The 15052-nt window shown below is 71.8% G+C and carries 17 protein-coding genes; 16 read left to right on the top strand and 1 reads right to left on the bottom strand.

The window, feature by feature from the left end; genetic code table 11:
* Positions 1–34 precede the first annotated feature (34 nt).
* The 3 genes from RGQ06_RS09645 (at position 35) to RGQ06_RS09655 (ending at position 1785) form a co-directional block, all read left to right on the top strand.
* Complete coding sequence (locus RGQ06_RS09645; protein WP_432426781.1) at positions 35–319, top strand: WhiB family transcriptional regulator; 285 nt, start codon at positions 35–37, stop codon at positions 317–319.
* 129 nt (positions 320–448) lie between these two features.
* On the top strand, positions 449–994 hold the full coding sequence (locus RGQ06_RS09650; protein WP_432426780.1) for a sigma-70 family RNA polymerase sigma factor: 546 nt from the start codon (positions 449–451) through the stop codon (positions 992–994).
* On the top strand, positions 991–1785 hold the full coding sequence (locus RGQ06_RS09655; protein ID WP_432426779.1) for an anti-sigma factor family protein: 795 nt from the start codon (positions 991–993) through the stop codon (positions 1783–1785). The genes RGQ06_RS09650 and RGQ06_RS09655 overlap by 4 nt, the downstream gene beginning before the upstream one ends.
* Positions 1786–1809: 24 nt before the next feature.
* Here RGQ06_RS09655 and RGQ06_RS09660 read toward each other — a convergent pair whose 3' ends face one another.
* Positions 1810–2061 carry a WhiB family transcriptional regulator gene (locus RGQ06_RS09660; RefSeq protein ID WP_432426778.1) on the bottom strand — a complete coding sequence of 84 codons (252 nt, stop codon included), beginning with the start codon at positions 2059–2061 and terminating at the stop codon, positions 1810–1812.
* Positions 2062–2193: 132 nt separating this feature from the next.
* Here RGQ06_RS09660 and RGQ06_RS09665 point away from each other — a divergent pair, with 132 nt between their 5' ends.
* The 13 genes from RGQ06_RS09665 (at position 2194) to RGQ06_RS09725 (ending at position 15046) form a co-directional block, all read left to right on the top strand.
* Entirely contained in the window at positions 2194–3399 is a 1206-nt protein-coding gene (locus RGQ06_RS09665; protein WP_432426777.1) for a S1C family serine protease, read from the top strand.
* 77 nt (positions 3400–3476) lie between these two features.
* Positions 3477–3749: a hypothetical protein gene (locus RGQ06_RS09670; RefSeq protein ID WP_432426776.1), complete on the top strand. Its 273-nt coding sequence runs from the start codon at positions 3477–3479 to the stop codon at positions 3747–3749.
* A 10-nt stretch (positions 3750–3759) separates the two neighbouring features.
* Positions 3760–4716, top strand: coding sequence for an ROK family protein (locus RGQ06_RS09675; protein WP_432426775.1), 957 nt, complete (start codon positions 3760–3762; stop codon positions 4714–4716).
* Positions 4716–6863 carry a polyphosphate kinase 1 gene (gene ppk1, locus RGQ06_RS09680; protein WP_432426774.1) on the top strand — a complete coding sequence of 716 codons (2148 nt, stop codon included), beginning with the start codon at positions 4716–4718 and terminating at the stop codon, positions 6861–6863. The genes RGQ06_RS09675 and ppk1 overlap by 1 nt, the downstream gene beginning before the upstream one ends.
* 4 nt (positions 6864–6867) lie before the next feature.
* Complete coding sequence (locus RGQ06_RS09685; protein WP_432426773.1) at positions 6868–7281, top strand: NUDIX hydrolase; 414 nt, start codon at positions 6868–6870, stop codon at positions 7279–7281.
* Positions 7282–7466: 185 nt separating this feature from the next.
* On the top strand, positions 7467–8444 hold the full coding sequence (locus tag RGQ06_RS09690) for a substrate-binding domain-containing protein (protein WP_432426772.1): 978 nt from the start codon (positions 7467–7469) through the stop codon (positions 8442–8444).
* Positions 8441–9379: a phosphate ABC transporter permease subunit PstC gene (pstC, locus tag RGQ06_RS09695; protein ID WP_432426771.1), complete on the top strand. Its 939-nt coding sequence runs from the start codon at positions 8441–8443 to the stop codon at positions 9377–9379. Before RGQ06_RS09690 ends, pstC begins: the two co-directional genes overlap by 4 nt.
* Before the next feature lie 12 nt (positions 9380–9391).
* Positions 9392–10351 (top strand): phosphate ABC transporter permease PstA, encoded by a 960-nt coding sequence (pstA, locus tag RGQ06_RS09700; RefSeq protein WP_432426770.1) that lies wholly within the window; start codon positions 9392–9394, stop codon positions 10349–10351.
* Positions 10352–10385: 34 nt separating this feature from the next.
* Positions 10386–11219: a phosphate ABC transporter ATP-binding protein PstB gene (gene pstB / locus RGQ06_RS09705; protein WP_432426769.1), complete on the top strand. Its 834-nt coding sequence runs from the start codon at positions 10386–10388 to the stop codon at positions 11217–11219.
* Between the two features lie 50 nt (positions 11220–11269).
* Positions 11270–12475 carry a sensor histidine kinase gene (locus RGQ06_RS09710; protein ID WP_432426768.1) on the top strand — a complete coding sequence of 402 codons (1206 nt, stop codon included), beginning with the start codon at positions 11270–11272 and terminating at the stop codon, positions 12473–12475.
* 1 nt (position 12476) lies between these two features.
* The gene (locus RGQ06_RS09715; RefSeq protein WP_432426767.1) at positions 12477–13166 is read left to right on the top strand and encodes a response regulator; all 690 of its coding nucleotides are present in this window, start codon (positions 12477–12479) and stop codon (positions 13164–13166) included.
* A 54-nt stretch (positions 13167–13220) separates the two neighbouring features.
* A complete protein-coding gene (locus tag RGQ06_RS09720) occupies positions 13221–14555 on the top strand; it encodes an MFS transporter (protein ID WP_432426766.1) in 1335 nt (444 codons plus the stop codon).
* On the top strand, positions 14552–15046 hold the full coding sequence (locus RGQ06_RS09725) for a metallophosphoesterase family protein (protein WP_432426765.1): 495 nt from the start codon (positions 14552–14554) through the stop codon (positions 15044–15046). Before RGQ06_RS09720 ends, RGQ06_RS09725 begins: the two co-directional genes overlap by 4 nt.
* The last annotated feature ends 6 nt before the right edge of the window (positions 15047–15052 follow it).

Raw genomic sequence — 15052 nt, forward strand, 5'->3', positions numbered from 1 at the left:
CCACCCAGCTGAAACGAACGAGAGGTCCTGGCATATGAGCGTCCCCGTGGACATCGGTGGCCAGTCCGAAACCCGAGTGTGGCAGGAGTACGCGAACTGCCTCGGCGTCGATCCCGACCTGTTCTTCCCCGAGCGGGGCGCATCCACCAAGGAGGCCAAGGAGGTCTGCCGCGGCTGCGTCGTCCGCGAGGACTGCCTGGAGTACGCGCTGCAGAACGGTGAGAAGTTCGGCATCTGGGGCGGCATGAGCGAGCGTGAGCGCCGCCGCATCCGCCGGGCCCGGGCCATCGCCCGCCGCGCCGCCGCCGAGACCGCCTGACCCACCGTCAGACCCGCTCTGCGGGCCCCACCCTCCCGACCGCGCCCCGCGCCGCCTCCCCCTGCGGCACGGGGCGCGGCGCGTCCGGGCCCGGTCGGCGCCGCGACCGTCGCCGGTAGCCTCGGCCCCGTGCGACGCGAGCGGCGGGAACCTGCTCCCGGCGACGGTCGTTGGGAGGGGTGCGACCGCATCCCCACCTGGGAGGAGGTCGCGCGCCACGAGGGCGACTTCATCTACACCGTCGCCTACCGGTTGACGGGCGACCACGACGACGCGCAGGACCTGGTGCAGGAGGTGCTGGTCAGGGTGCAACGAGGACTGCGGACCTACCAGCCCGGCTCGCTGCGGGGCTGGCTCAGCCGGATCACCACCAACGCCTTCCTCGACGACGTCCGCCGGCGGTCCCGTCGCCCGTCGGTGGCGCTGCCCGAGGATCCAGACCTCGTCCTGCCGCCGAGCCCGGACGCGGCCGACGCGGCCGAGGCCGAGCGGCTGCCGGACCACGCGCAGGCGGCGCTGGCCGGCCTGCCCGAGGAGTTCCGTGTCCCGGTGGTGCTCGCCGACGTCGTCGGGCTGTCCTACGCCGACATCGCCGAGCAGCTCGACATCCCCCTCGGCACCGTGCGGAGCCGCATCCACCGCGGGCGACTGGCCCTGCGGGAGGCCCTCGCATGAGCGGGGTCGGCGGCATCGGCCCGGACGGGCACCCCGACGAGGCGCTGTCAGCCCACGTCGACGGCGAGCTCGACCCGGTGACCGAGGCGTGGGTGGTCGAGCACCTCGAGAGGTGCCCGGGCTGCCGGCGCGCGGCGCAGGAGCTGGCCGAGGCGCGGTCGCTGCTGCGCGGCCTGCCCGAGGTCGATGCCACGCCCGTGATCGAGGGCTTCCTCGCCCGGCACCGCCGCGTCGTGCGCATCGGGGCCGGCTTCGTCGTGGTCGCCGGCCTGGTGCTCGCGGCCATCGGCGCCACCACCGCCACCGAGCACCCCCGTCTGGTGCCCGACCTCGCCGTGCTCACCGCCGGTCACGTGGAGCAGGCCCACGGGGAGATGGTCGGGATGCAGCGCCAGGATCGATCGTCCTACGAGGCGCCGCCCGGCCTCATCGGCTCCGCGGTGGCCCTGAGTCGTCAGGAGGTGTGGGACGGCACCGATCTCGCCGCGGTCGTCTACCGGGACGGGGACGTCGACGTCTCCGTGTACCAGCAGCCCGGCCGGCTCGACTGGGAGGCGCTCCCGCCCGGCGAGGTGGCGCTGGTCGGCGACGGGGAGGTGTGGCTCGGTCGGGGGATGCCGGTCGTGGCCGTGACCCAGCGCGGCGACATGGTCGTCACGGTGGTGTCCGCCGACCGGCCGGCCGTGCTGACCGCGGTGGCCGGCATGCCGGAGTGGCGCCGTGGTGCGACCTGGGATCGGGTGCACGACGCCTGCCAGCGGTTGGTCCGGGTCTTCGCCCTGGAGGGCTGATCCGGCTCGAGGGCTGACCCGAGGTCAGGTGCCGGACGCGTACGCCTCGATCGGCTCACGACGGGCCTTGAGGATCCGCCGGCGCTCCCGCTCCGACGTGGCGCCCCACACGCCGTGGTCGATGCGGTTCTCGAGGGCGTACTCCAGGCACGGCTCCCGCACCGGGCACGTCGCGCAGATCCGCTGGGCGATCGTGACGCCCACCCCGTCGCTGGGGAAGAAGACCTCGGGCGGGTGGTTGCGGCAGCTGCCGTCGTTCATCCATGGCGTGTCCATCAGGTGACCTCCACCTGTTCTACGAAGCCGATGCTCGTTCGGTTCCCAATTCAGCGCACTTTAGCATCAAATAATTCCCGAACCTTCGATCGACGCGGTCGCATCCGGCGCAGGAGCAGCGAGACTGGGGCAATGCACCCCGAGCAGCCCGCGAGCGGCACCGGCATCCCCGCGGCCCCGCCGACCAGGGAGTCCATGGCCGAGCTCGGCGCGCCACGCGCCTGGCCGAGGCTGGATCCGCCGCCCCACCCGGGCGACCGGGACCGGGCCGTGGGCCGTTCGGCGCTGGTGGGCGGCGTCGTCGGTGCCGTGATCGCGCTGCTGATCCTCGGTGTGGCGGCGCTGTGGCCCACCGGCGGGGGAGACGGGGACGTCGCCGCCCGCGACCAGCCCCCGATGACGACCGCCACGGGCGGCGTCGACGTGGGTGCGGTGCTGTCCGCGGTCGAGCCCTCGGTCGTCTCCATCGAGATCCGCAGCTCGCTCGCCGACGGGCAGGCCGGCGCCGGCACGGGGATCATCCTCACCCAGGACGGCCTGGTGCTGACCAACGCGCACGTCATCGCCGGCCTCAACGAGATCCAGGTCGGCCTCTTCGGCGGCGAGCGGGCCCCGGCCCGGCTCGTCGGCTCCTTCCCCGAGTCCGACATCGCGCTCATCCAGATCGAGGGCGAGTCCGACCTCGTCCCCGCTCAGCTCGGCTCCTCGGCCGCGCTCCAGGTCGGCGAGGAGGTCATCGCCATCGGCAACGCGCTGAACCTCGGCGGCCGCCCGACCGTGACGCGAGGGATCGTCTCCGCCCTCGACCGCAGCCTCTCGGCCGAGGGCGTCACCCTGTCCAACCTCATCCAGACCGACGCGGCCATCAACCCGGGGAACTCCGGCGGGCCGCTCGTGAACGCGGCCGGCCAGGTGGTCGGCGTGAACACCGCGATCATCGGCGACGCCCAGAACATCGGGTTCTCGATCGAGATCGACACCGTCAAGCCGCTCATCGAGGAGATCCGCAACGGCGGCGGCGACGTCCGGGGCGACCAGGCCTTCCTCGGGGTGAACACGACCGACGTGGCCAGCGAGTCCCCGGCGAACCGGGCCCAGTTCGACGTCACCGTCGACGAGGGCGCGTTCGTGCAGAGCGTCGTCCCTGACAGCGCAGCCGCCGACGCCGGGCTGGAGCCCGGCGACGTGATCGTGTCGGTGAACGGTCGATCCACGCAGGACTCCGCCTCGGTCGGCGCCATCGTGCGAGAGCTGGAACCGGGTGACCAGGTGACGATCAGCGTGCTGCGGGGCGGCGATCCCGTCGAGGTGACGGCGACGCTGGGCGAGCGCGGCTAGCGAGGTCCCCTGTGGAGGCACCCGGGCCGGGCACTACGGTGGACGATCCCGTAGCCGCGTCCCGTCCCGGAGTGCACATGTCAGACGTCGAGATGGAAGAAGCCCCGCTCCCGCCGGTCGCGCACGCACGACTCGTGTACCTCGGCGCGGTCGCGCCGCACTGGGAGATCCAGTCCGACTGGGGTGACGAGGCCATGATCGAGGCGTTCCGGTCCCGTGTCCGGGCCCGCCTGGTGCTGCTCCCGCCGCACGACCCGCAGTTCCGCCGCAACCGCGAGCGCGTGAACCGCGACGCCGAGCGCGAGCGCATCGCCCTCGACTGGGACCTCGGCTACTCCGAGGACAGCTGACGTCGGGCACGTGACCGTGCCGGTCGTCGGCGTCGACCTCGGCGGCACCAAGATCTTCGGCGCGCTCGTCGACCCGGCGGGCACCGGCCTCGACGCGGTGCTCGAGGACGCCAAGTCCCCGACCCCCACCGACGGGGTCGACTCGATCCTCGACGCCGTCGAGGCCCTGGTCCGGCGGCTCGATCCAGCACCGACCGCCGTCGGCATCGGGACGCCCGGCGTGGTCGACCCCGGCACCGGGAGCGTCCTGCTCGCGCCGAACCTGTCCGGGTTCGACCGGCCGGTGGACGTGCGCCGCCTGCTCGAGGAGCGGCTCGGATGCCCGGTCTCGGTCGGCAACGACGTGAACGTGGCCGCCCTGGGTGAAGCGCGCGCCGGCGCCGGCGTCGGCTACGACGACGTCCTCGCCGTGTGGTTGGGCACCGGCCTCGGGGCCGGCCTGGTCCTCGACGGCCGGCTGCGGATCGGACCCCACGGGTTGGCCGGTGAGCTCGGGCACGCCGTGGTCATGCCGGGTGGCCGCCGCTGCGGCTGCGGCGGCCTGGGGCACCTCGAGGCCTACATCGGCCGTCGTGCCCTGGAAGCCCTCGCCCGCGAGCTGCACGCCGCCGGTCGCTCGACCCCGCTGGTGGAGCTCGCCGGCGACGGGCCGATGAAGTCCAAGGTCTTCCGGGCTGCCTACGAGGCCGGCGACCCGGTCGCCCGGGAGCTCCTCGACGAGGGGTTCCTGCTGCTCGCCGTGGCGGTGGTCAACGTCGCGGTCACCGTCGACATCGGCGCTGTCGTGGTCGGTGGGGGTCTGGGGGAGCGCTTCGGGGACCTGGTCACCGAGCAGCTCGCGTCCGCGCTGCGCACGCTCGGCCACGCCGGCATCGAGCCCGACGTGCACAAGGCGGTCCTCGGCGACCACGCCGGCGCGCTGGGTGCCGCCCGCCTCGCCCTCGAAGCGGGTAGGGATCTGCGTTGATGACGCCCAGCGACGACCTCGCACCCGATGTGCCGCCCCGCCGCCAGCGGGCGGTGGTGCCCGACGCCCCTGATCCCGCGCTCGGCGCCGATCCGGGCCGCTACTTCAACCGCGAGCTGTCGTGGCTGGACTTCAACGCCCGGGTGCTGGCCCTGGCCGACGACCCCACCGTGCCGCTGCTGGAGCGAGCCAAGTTCCTCGCCATCTACGTGTCGAACCTGGACGAGTTCTTCCAGGTGCGGGTGGCCGGTCTGAAGGACCAGGTCTACGCCGGCGTCGACCAGACCTCCCACGACGGCCGCACGGCCGGCGAGCAGCTGGTGGCCATCCGTCGCGACGTGCTCGCCCTCGGCGTCGAGCAGCAGCGGATCCTGCTCGAGGAGGTCCTTCCCGGCCTGGCCCAGGAGGGCATCCACCTCACGGCCTGGGACGATCTCGAGGAGGACGCGCGCAAGGCCCTCTACGAGGTCTTCGAGGAGCACATCTTCCCGGTGCTGACGCCCCTCGCCGTCGACCCCGGACACCCGTTCCCGTACATCTCGAACCTGTCGCTCAGCCTCGCCGTCTCGGTGAACGACCCCGAGACGGACGAGACCCGCTTCGCCCGGGTCAAGGTGCCGTCCAACCTCGACCGCTTCGTGCGCATCCCCGGGTCGCCGACCACGTTCGTGCCGCTCGAGCAGGTGATCGCTGCCCACCTCGACGAGCTGTTCCCGGGCATGGAGATCCACGAGTTCGCCACGTTCCGGGTGACCCGCAACGCCGACCTCACGCTCGAGGAGAACGAGGCCGACGACCTGCTGGCCGCCGTCGAGGTCGAGCTGCGCCGGCGGCGCTTCGGTCGGGCCGTGCGCCTCGAGGTCGAGTCGACCATGAGCGAGGAGCTGCGCGACCTGCTGGTCCGGGAGCTCGACATCGCTGACGAGGACGTCTACGAGGTCGTCGGCCCCCTCGACCTGTCCGGGCTCTGGGTGCTGCACCGCCTCGATCGCAGCGACCTCAAGGACCCGCCGTGGCAGGGGATCACGCAGGCCCGCCTGCTGAAGGAGGACGACACGCCGGCGGACTTCTTCGCGGAGATGCGTCGGGACGACATCCTCGTCCACCACCCGTACTCGAGCTTCCACAACACGGTGGAGGCCTTCCTCGCCCAGGCTGCCGCCGACGACCGGGTCGTGGCCATCAAGATGACGCTGTACCGGACCTCCGGTGACAGCTCGATCATCCGGTCCCTGGTGCGGGCGGCGGAGTCGGGCAAGCAGGTGGCGGTGCTGGTCGAGCTGAAGGCCCGCTTCGACGAGGCCCGCAACATCGAGTGGGCCAAGGCGCTCGAGGAGGTCGGCGTCCACGTGGTCTACGGCCTGGTCGGGCTCAAGACCCACACCAAGACGCTGCTCGTGGTGCGCGAGGAGCGCGACGGCCTGCACCGCTACTGCCACATCGGGACGGGCAACTACAACCCGAAGACGGCGATGATCTACGAGGACCTCGGCCTGTTCACGACCGATCCCGCCATCGGCACCGACCTGTCCCAGCTGTTCAACTACCTCACCGGCTTCGGCCGGGCCGTGGACTACGAGAAGCTCATCGTGGCGCCCGACCACCTGCGTGGCCGGCTCGAGGAGCTCGTCGCCAACGAGGCGGCCTACGGCAGCAGCGGCAAGATCGTGGCGAAGATGAACGCCCTGTCCGACGCCGGCATGATCGACACCCTCTACGAGGCCTCCCGGGCCGACGTGAGCACGGACCTCGTGGTGCGGGGCATCTGCTGCCTGCGACCGGGGGTGCCGGGGCTGTCCGAGAACATCCGGGTGCGCTCGATCGTCGGCCGCTACCTCGAGCACAGCCGCATCTACTTCTTCGCCAACGGCAACGGCCGGGGGTCGCCGGCGTGGTTCATCGGGTCGCCCGACCTGATGGGGCGCAACATCAACCGGCGGGTCGAGGCCCTGGTGCCGGTGGAGACCCAGTCGAACCAGCTGCGCCTGCAGGAGATCCTCGACGTCGTCCTCGCCGACGACCGCCTGGCCTGGGAGCTCGACGGGGACGGACGCTGGAACCGGGTGCCCGACACCGGCGCCGGGATCGACTCCCACGTCCGCCTGCAGGAGCTCGCGCTGCGCCGGACCCGGCGCCGGGAGGGCTGAGGTCGTGGCCGGCGAGATCGAGGTCCGCGCCGCGGGCGGCATCCCGTGGCGACGGGAGGGAGACGCCCTCGAGGTGCTGGTCATCCGCCGGCCCCGCTACGGCGACTGGACCTTCCCCAAGGGCAAGCTCGACCCCGGTGAGACCTGGGAGCAGGCCGCCGTGCGGGAGGTCTGGGAGGAGACGGCCATCGTCGCCGTGCTCGACGCCGAGATCGCCGGCACCGAGTACCGGGACCGCCACGGCTGCGCCAAGCAGGTCCGCTACTGGTCGATGCCCGTGGCCGCCGACGCCGGCTTCGAGCCCAACGACGAGGTCAGCGAGCGCCGATGGGTCTCGCTGGGCGAGGCGGCCCGGCTCCTCAGCTACGACCACGACCGGGGCGTCCTCGACAGCCTCGTCCGGCTCCTGGAGCGCTGAACCCCGAGCCCGGGGAACCAGCCCCGTTCGTTCACCTCCGCGCCACCGGCTCCCCACCCAGTTCGCGCCCCGGCCGCTGTTCGTTCACCTTCCGTTCACCTCGGACGGGGTTCCCGTCAACCTTGGATCCGTAGCGTGCGCAGCGACCCACACGACGACCCGGCCCCCACCTGGAGGACGCCGCTTTGTCACGCACCCGGCGCCGACTCCGGTCCGCCGCACTGCTGCTGCCCGTCGTGCTCGTCGCTGCGGCATGCGTCCGCGACACCGAGACGGTGGTCGTGAGCGGATCGTCGACGGTCGAGCCCATCTCCATCGCCGTCGCCGAGGGCTTCGCCGACGAGCGCGATGAGGTCTCCATCTCGGTGGACGGCCCGGGGACCGGTGATGGCTTCGAGCTGTTCTGCGACGGCCTCATCGACATCAACGACGCATCGTCGAAGATCAAGCCCGAGCAGATCGAGCAGTGCGAGGACGGCGGTGTCGACTTCATCGAGCTGCAGATCGCCAACGACGGGATCGCCGTGCTGACCAATCCCGAGAACGAGGCCGTCGACTGCCTCACGCTCGCCGACCTCTACGCGCTGGTCGGGCCGGAGTCGCAGGGCTTCACGAGCTGGAGCGATGCCGAGGACCTGGCCGCCGAGCTGGGTTCGGGCACCGAGCTGCCCGAGGCGCCCCTCGACGTCACCGGCCCCGGCGAGGAGTCGGGCACCTTCGCCTCCTTCGTCGAGCTCGTCATCGAGGAGTTCAACGAGGACCGGAGCCAGGAGGCCACCACCCGCCCCGACTACCAGGCGTCCTCCGACGACAACATCATCCTCCAGGGCGTCGGCGGGTCGGCGACCAGCTTCGGCTGGGTGGGCTTCGCGTTCGCCGCCGGTGCCGAAGGGGTGAAGATCCTCGAGGTCGACGGCGGCGAGGGGTGCGTGGCGCCGACGCCGGAGACCATCGCCGACGGCTCCTACCCCATCAGCCGGCCGCTGTTCATCTACGTCAACGCCGATGCAGCCGCCGAGGAGCCGGTGCTCGAGGCGTTCGTCGACTTCTACCTCCACGACGCCATCGACGCGGTGGCCGACGTCGGCTACGTCCCCCTGTCCGACGAGGACCTCGCCGCCACCCGCGAGCGCTGGGCCTCCCGAACGACCGGTGCCGCATGAGCGACCTGACCACCCCGGCCGCCTACACCCTCGAGGACTTCCGAGGCTCCCGGAAGCGAATGCGGACCGAGCACCTCGTGCGGGCCGTGCTCTTCCTGGCCGCCCTGCTCTCGATCGTGATCTCCGTGCTGATCGTGGCGTCGCTGGTCGGCGAGGCCTGGACCTTCGTCAGCCAGGTGGAGGCCGCCAGCCTGTGGAGCGACGGGTGGTTCCCCCGGCGGGGGATCTACGACATCAAGACGCTCCTCACCGGCACGCTGATCGTCACGGTGATCGCCATGGCGGTCGCCATGCCCCTCGGGCTCGGTGCCGCCATCTACCTCTCCGAGTACGCCCCGGCCGGCGTCCGCAAGCTGCTGAAGCCGGTCCTGGAGATCCTGGCCGGCATCCCGTCGGTGGTGCTGGGCTTCTTCGCCCTGACGTTCCTCTCGCCGGTGATCGTGCAGCGCCTCAGCAGCGAGGCCACGCAGTTCAACATCGCGGCGGCGGGGATCGGCGTGGGCATCCTGACGATCCCGCTCGTGGCGTCGATCTCCGAGGACGCGATGCGCTCGGTGCCCGCCGCACTGCGGGAGGCGTCCTACGGGCTGGGTGCCCGCAAGATCACCACCACGATCCGGGTCGTGATCCCCGCCGCGGTGTCGGGTCTGGTCGCCGCGTTCATCGTGGCGGTGTCCAGGGCGATCGGCGAGACCATGGTCGTGTTCATCGCGGCCGGCGCCACCGGCGGGTCCCTGTTCAGCACCGACCCGTTCAAGCCCGGTCAGACCATGACCGCGGCCATCGCCTCCCAGGCGGCCGGCACCGACCAGGTGCGCGGCGCCGGGCTCACCTTCCAGAGCCTGTTCTTCGTCGCACTGCTCCTGTTCGCGATCACCCTCGTCCTCAACGTGCTCGCCGGGCGCTTCGTCCAGCGCGTGCGCCAGGCCTACTAGGAGCGTCCGGACATGGCCCTCACCACGCCCGCCGCCCAGGTCGGCGCCATCGTCCCCGAGCAGGTCCGGCGCCAGCTCACCGGTCGGCGCTCCGACACCGCCGGCCGCATCTTCCAGGCCGTGCTCATCGGGGCCGTCGCCGCGTCGGTCGCGGTGCTCGGCGTCCTCGTCTACGACATGGTCCAGACCGGCAGCGGCACCCTCACCGGCCGCCTCGGCGACTTCCTCACCGGCAGCCTCCGCTCGCAGCCGGGGGAGTCCGGCCTCCTCCAGGGCCTGCGCGGCACGTTCTACATCGGCGTGTTCACCGTGGTGTTCGCCTTCCCGATCGGCGTCGGCGCCGCGATCTACCTCGAGGAGTACGCGTCGAAGTCGCGGCTGTCCCGCTTCATCGACCTGAACATCCGCAACCTGGCCGGGGTGCCCTCGGTCGTGTACGGCATCCTCGGCCTGGCCATCTTCGTGAAGGCGCTCGGGAGCTTCACCGGTCCGAGCTCCCAGGGCCGCTCGCTGATCTCCGCCGGGCTGACCCTGGCGATCCTGGTGCTGCCGATCGTGATCATCACCGCGTCCGAGGCCCTGCGGGCGGTGCCCGGCAGCCTGCGCGAGGCGGGCTACGGCGTCGGCGCCACCCGCTGGGAGGTGACCCGGGACCACGTGCTGCCCTACGCCGCGCCCGGGATCCTCACCGGCACCGTGCTGGCCCTGGCCCGGGCCATGGGTGAGGCCGCGCCGCTGATCCTGGTCGGTGCCGTCACCGGCTTCCTGTCCGGTGGCACCGAGCTCGACCCGACCACCCTCGGCGACCGCTTCACGGCCATGCCGATCATCATCACCACCTGGGCCGGCCGGCCCGGGCCCGAGTGGGAGCAGGCGACGGCGGCGGCCATCGTCGTGCTGCTCGTCGTGGTCCTGCTCGCCAACGCCGTCGCGATCCTGCTGCGCAACCACTACGAGAAGAAGAGGGGTTGACGTGCCCGAGCACTCGACCGAGGAGCGTCCCACGATGACCGATGCACCGATGGTGGGCTCGATGCCCACCAGCGCCCCGAGCCGAGGCGGTGCGACCGTCTTCGACGTCCACGACGTGTCCGTCCACTACGGGGACTTCCGCGCCGTGCGCGACGTGTCGATGCAGGTCAAGCAGCACCAGATCACGGCGTTCATCGGTCCGTCGGGGTGTGGGAAGTCGACGATGCTGCGGTGCTTCAACCGGATGAACGATCTGATCGACACGGCTCGGGTGGAGGGTGACATCAGCTACCACGGGGTGGATCTGTACGACCCCGCGGTGAACCCGGTGGAGGTGCGTCGTCGGATCGGGATGGTGTTCCAGAAGCCGAACCCGTTCCCGAAGTCGATCTACGACAACGTGGCGTACGGTCCGAAGGTGGCGGGTGCGAAGGGGAACCTGGACGATGTGGTGGAGCAGGCGCTGCAGGGTGCGGCGCTGTGGGACGAGGTGAAGGACCGGCTGAAGGAGTCGGGGATGAGCCTGTCGGGTGGCCAGCAGCAGCGGTTGTGCATCGCGCGGGCGATCGCGACGGATCCGGAGGTGCTGTTGATGGATGAGCCGTGCTCGGCGCTGGATCCCATCGCGACGGGTCGGATCGAGGATCTGATGGTGGAGATCAAGGAGCGCTACACGATCATCATCGTGACCCACAACATGCAGCAGGCGGCTCGGGTGTCGGATCGGACGGCGTTCTTCACGACCGAGGTGAGCGAGGAGAGCGACCGGCGCACCGGCCTGCTCGTCGAGTTCTCCGACACCGACAAGATCTTCACGAACCCCGCCGACGAGCGCACCGAGAACTACGTCACCGGCCGCTTCGGGTGATGGACTGGGGTCCTGTGGCACTGGCAGCGGCGATTCCGACGGTCGCGCTGGTGCTCGTCCTCCTGCTCGGGCTCCGCACGTGGCGGCGCACCCGCCAGCGCGTGCACCTGGCCGCGGCCCGGTTGTCCTCCACCGGCCTGGCCGAGAGCGCCGGGCTGGAGCAGACGCTCGGCCAGCTCGAGCGCACCGTCGACGCCGCCGTCAGCCGGGGTGGCGAGGCCACCGCCGCCGAGACCCGCATGTCCCACGCCCTGCGCGCCATCGACCACGGCATCGTGCTGTTCGACGAGTCGGGGGAGATCGCCTTCCGCAACGCCCAGGCCAAGATCTTCCTCGGTGCCCGCTACGGCGACGCAGTGGTTGAGTCCTCCATCGACGAGCTGGCCACCCGCGCCCTCGAGGGCCACGACTCCGTCCGCACCCTCGAGCTGTTCGGCCCGCCCCGACGCACGCTCGTGCTCACCGCCGATCCCCTCGACGACGGCCACCGCAGCATCGGTGCCCTCGTGATGATCGAGGACATCACGGAGCGCCGCCGCGTCGATGCCGTGCGGCGCGACTTCGTCGCCAACATCAGCCACGAGCTCAAGACGCCCGTCGGGGGGCTGAGCGTGCTCGCCGAGACGATCGTGGACGAGGAGGACCTGACGGTGATCCGCCGCCTGGCCCAGCGCATGCACCACGAGGCGATGCGGGCCAGCCGGACCATCGACGACCTGCTCGAGCTGTCCCGCATCGAGGCGGGGGAGGCCGCCGTGCAGGAACCGGTGGCCGTGCACCTCGTCCTCGCCGAGGCCGTCGAGCGTGCTGCGAACGCTGCCGAGCACCGCGGCATCGGCCTGGACCTGCAGGAGCCGCCGCACCGCCTGCAGGTGCGCGGCGACCGCCGGCAGCTGGCCTCGGCCGTGTTCAACCTCCTCGACAACGCGATCAAGTACAGCGAGCCCGGTTCCACCGTGCAGGTCCGCGCCGACGTCGAGGACGGGTCGGCCCACCTGACCGTGGCCGACGACGGCATCGGCATCCCCCGCCGCGACCTCGAGCGCATCTTCGAGCGCTTCTACCGGGTCGACCGTGCCCGCAGCCGTGACACCGGCGGCACCGGGCTGGGCCTGGCCATCGTCCGCCACGTGGCGTCCAACCACGGTGGCGAGATCACGGTCGAGAGCCGGGAGGGCGAGGGCTCCACCTTCAGCCTGGTGCTCCCGCTCAGCGAGCGGCCGGTGTCGGTCATCGACGACGAGGAGGAGTCCTGACGTGGGCGAGCTGACGGTGCTGGTCGTGGAGGACGAGGAGGCCTTCGTCGATGCCCTGACCGTGGGGCTGTCCCGGGAGGGGTTCCGGGTGCAGGTGGCACGCGACGGGGCGATGGCCCTGGACATGTTCGACGCGGTGCGCCCCGACATCGTGCTGCTCGACGTGATGCTGCCGAAGATCTCCGGCGTGGACGTGTGCCGCCAGCTGCGGAAGCGCTCCAGCGTGCCGATCATCATGGTCACGGCGAAGGGATCCGAGATCGACACCGTGGTCGGCCTCGAGGTCGGCGCCGACGACTACGTCACCAAGCCGTACCGGATCCGGGAGCTCGTCGCCCGCATGCGCGCCGTGGTGCGCCGCACCGCCGCCCGCGACGACGACCTCGGGACGGACGCCCTCCAGATCGACGACATCGCGCTCGACCCCGAGCGCCACGAGGTCCGGATCCGGGGCGAGCAGGTCCAGCTGCCCCTGAAGGAGTTCGAGCTGCTGCACGTGCTGCTGGCCAACGCCGGCCGGGTCATCACCCGCGAGCAGCTCATCGACCGGGTGTGGGGCTCGGACTACGTGGGCGACACCAAGACCCTCGACGTGCACGTGAAGCGCCTGCGCAGCAAGGTCGAGGACGATCCGGCGCACCCCGAGCGCATCGTCACCATCCGAGGCCTGGGCTACAAGCTCGAAGCCTGAGCCGGCCCGGCCGTGCGGTCGGATCGCCCGAGGCGCGCCCCTACGATGCGATCGATGGCATCCGACGGCTGGCGCCCCCTCCCGGCCCCCCGCAAGGGAGCCGAGGCCTTCGAGGTCACGCCCTTCGGTCGCCTGGCGCGGGCCCACGCCATCGCCGTCGCCGGCGACACCCTGGTGGCCATCGCGCTGGCGGGGACGCTGTTCTTCTCGATCGATGTCGACCAGGCCCGCGGCGAGGTCTTCCTCTACCTCGCGCTGACGATGGCGCCCTTCGCCGTCGTCGCCCCCCTCGTCGGCCCGGCCCTCGACCGCGCCACCGGCGGACGCCGCTGGATGGTGATCGGCTCGTCGGGTTTGCGCGCCTTCGTGTGCCTGCTGATGGTGCGCGACGTCGACTCGCTGCTGCTGTTCCCGGAGGCGTTCGCCCTCCTGGTGCTGGCCAAGAGCTACCACGTCGCCAAGTCGGCCCTCGTCCCCACCGTGGTGCACTCCCACGAGGGCCTGGTCGAGGCCAACTCCAAGCTGTCCCTCATCAGCGGCATCGTGGGCTTCGTGGCGGCGGTGCCCGGCGCGCTGCTGCTGCGCTTCGGTGGGAGCGAGTGGGTGCTCGCCCTCGCCGCGATCGTGTTCGCCGTGGGCGTGGTCGTGGCCTGGGGGGTCCCGAAGGTCCAGATCGCCACCGAGCCGGAGAGCGCCGAGGCCAAGGCCGAGCTGCGGGGCGCGGGCGTGCTGCTGGCCGCGTCGGCGATGGCCCTGCTGCGCGGCATCGTCGGCTTCCTCACCTTCCTGCTCGCCTTCTCGCTGCGCACCGACGGCTCGCCGACGTGGCACTTCGGCGTCGTCCTCGCGCTCTCCGCCGTCGGGTCCCTCACCGGCGCGGCGCTCGCGCCGGCGCTGCGCCGCCAGACCTCCGAGGAGCGCATCATCAGCGTGCTCCTCGTGGTCGTCGCCGTCCTGGCCGTCATCGCGGCGTGGCTCGGTGCGCTGCCCGGCGCCGCCCTCATCGCCGTCACCGTCGGCATCGGCGCCGCTGCCGCCAAGCAGGCGTTCGACTCGATCGTGCAGCGCGACGCCCCCGACGCCAACCGGGGCCGCTCCTTCGCCCGCTTCGAGACCCGCTTCCAGCTGGTCTGGGTCGCGGGCGCGGTGCTCGGCATCATCCCGATGCCGATGTGGCTCGGCTTCCTGCTCGTGGCCGGCGTCTCCGCGTTCGCGGGCGCGTCCTACGCCGCCGGCTCCCAGGGGATGCGCGACGTCGTGCAGAGGCGGGTCCAACGGGCGCGACGGGCCGCGTCGGGCGATGCGACGACCGTGGCGCCCAGCGTGCCCCCCTCCATCGCCACCCCGCCCCGCCCCGGTGACGACCCGACCGTCGTGGAGGATGCGTGAGCACCCGCATCGTCGTCCTCGCCGACACGCACGTGGCCCGGGGCTCCACCCGACGCCTGCCCGACGCGGTCTACGCACACCTCGACGGGGCCGATGCCATCTGGCACGCCGGCGACGTGCTCGTCCCCGAGCTGCTCGACGAGCTGGCCGGGTTCGCCCCGGTGGAGGCCGTGCTCGGCAACAACGACCACGAGCTGCTCGGCATCCTGCCCGAGCGCACCGAGGAGATCGTCGACGGGGTGCGCATCGCCATGGTGCACGACAGCGGCACCACCAAGGGCCGGGAGCGGCGGATGCGCCGCTGGTTCCCCGACGCCGACCTGGTGGTCTTCGGCCACAGCCACCAGCCGGTGGACGTCGTCGGCGTCGACGGCCAGCGCCTGCTCAACCCGGGGTCGCCGACCCAGCGCCGGCGGGCGCCGACCCACACGATCGGCATCGTCACCTGCGACGACGGCCACCTGCAGACCGAGATCGTCGACGTCACCTGAGCGTTG

Source organism: Salinilacustrithrix flava (assembly GCF_041228405.1).
In the GTDB taxonomy this organism is placed as follows: Bacteria; Actinomycetota; Acidimicrobiia; order Acidimicrobiales; family Salinilacustritrichaceae; genus Salinilacustrithrix; species Salinilacustrithrix flava.

Excerpts from the sequence above, each read along its gene's own strand:
- RGQ06_RS09720 (WP_432426766.1), top strand. The coding sequence starts at position 13,221 with ATGGCATCCGACGGCTGGCGCCCCCTCCCGGCCCCCCGCAAGGGAGCC.
- RGQ06_RS09655 (WP_432426779.1), top strand. The coding sequence starts at position 991 with ATGAGCGGGGTCGGCGGCATCGGCCCGGACGGGCACCCCGACGAGGCG.
- RGQ06_RS09665 (WP_432426777.1), top strand. The coding sequence starts at position 2,194 with ATGCACCCCGAGCAGCCCGCGAGCGGCACCGGCATCCCCGCGGCCCCG.
- pstB (WP_432426769.1), top strand. The coding sequence starts at position 10,386 with ATGACCGATGCACCGATGGTGGGCTCGATGCCCACCAGCGCCCCGAGC.
- RGQ06_RS09670 (WP_432426776.1), top strand. The coding sequence starts at position 3,477 with ATGTCAGACGTCGAGATGGAAGAAGCCCCGCTCCCGCCGGTCGCGCAC.
- RGQ06_RS09645 (WP_432426781.1), top strand. The coding sequence starts at position 35 with ATGAGCGTCCCCGTGGACATCGGTGGCCAGTCCGAAACCCGAGTGTGG.
- pstC (WP_432426771.1), top strand. The coding sequence starts at position 8,441 with ATGAGCGACCTGACCACCCCGGCCGCCTACACCCTCGAGGACTTCCGA.
- ppk1 (WP_432426774.1), top strand. The coding sequence starts at position 4,716 with ATGACGCCCAGCGACGACCTCGCACCCGATGTGCCGCCCCGCCGCCAG.
- pstA (WP_432426770.1), top strand. The coding sequence starts at position 9,392 with ATGGCCCTCACCACGCCCGCCGCCCAGGTCGGCGCCATCGTCCCCGAG.
- RGQ06_RS09660 (WP_432426778.1), bottom strand. The coding sequence starts at position 2,061 with ATGGACACGCCATGGATGAACGACGGCAGCTGCCGCAACCACCCGCCC.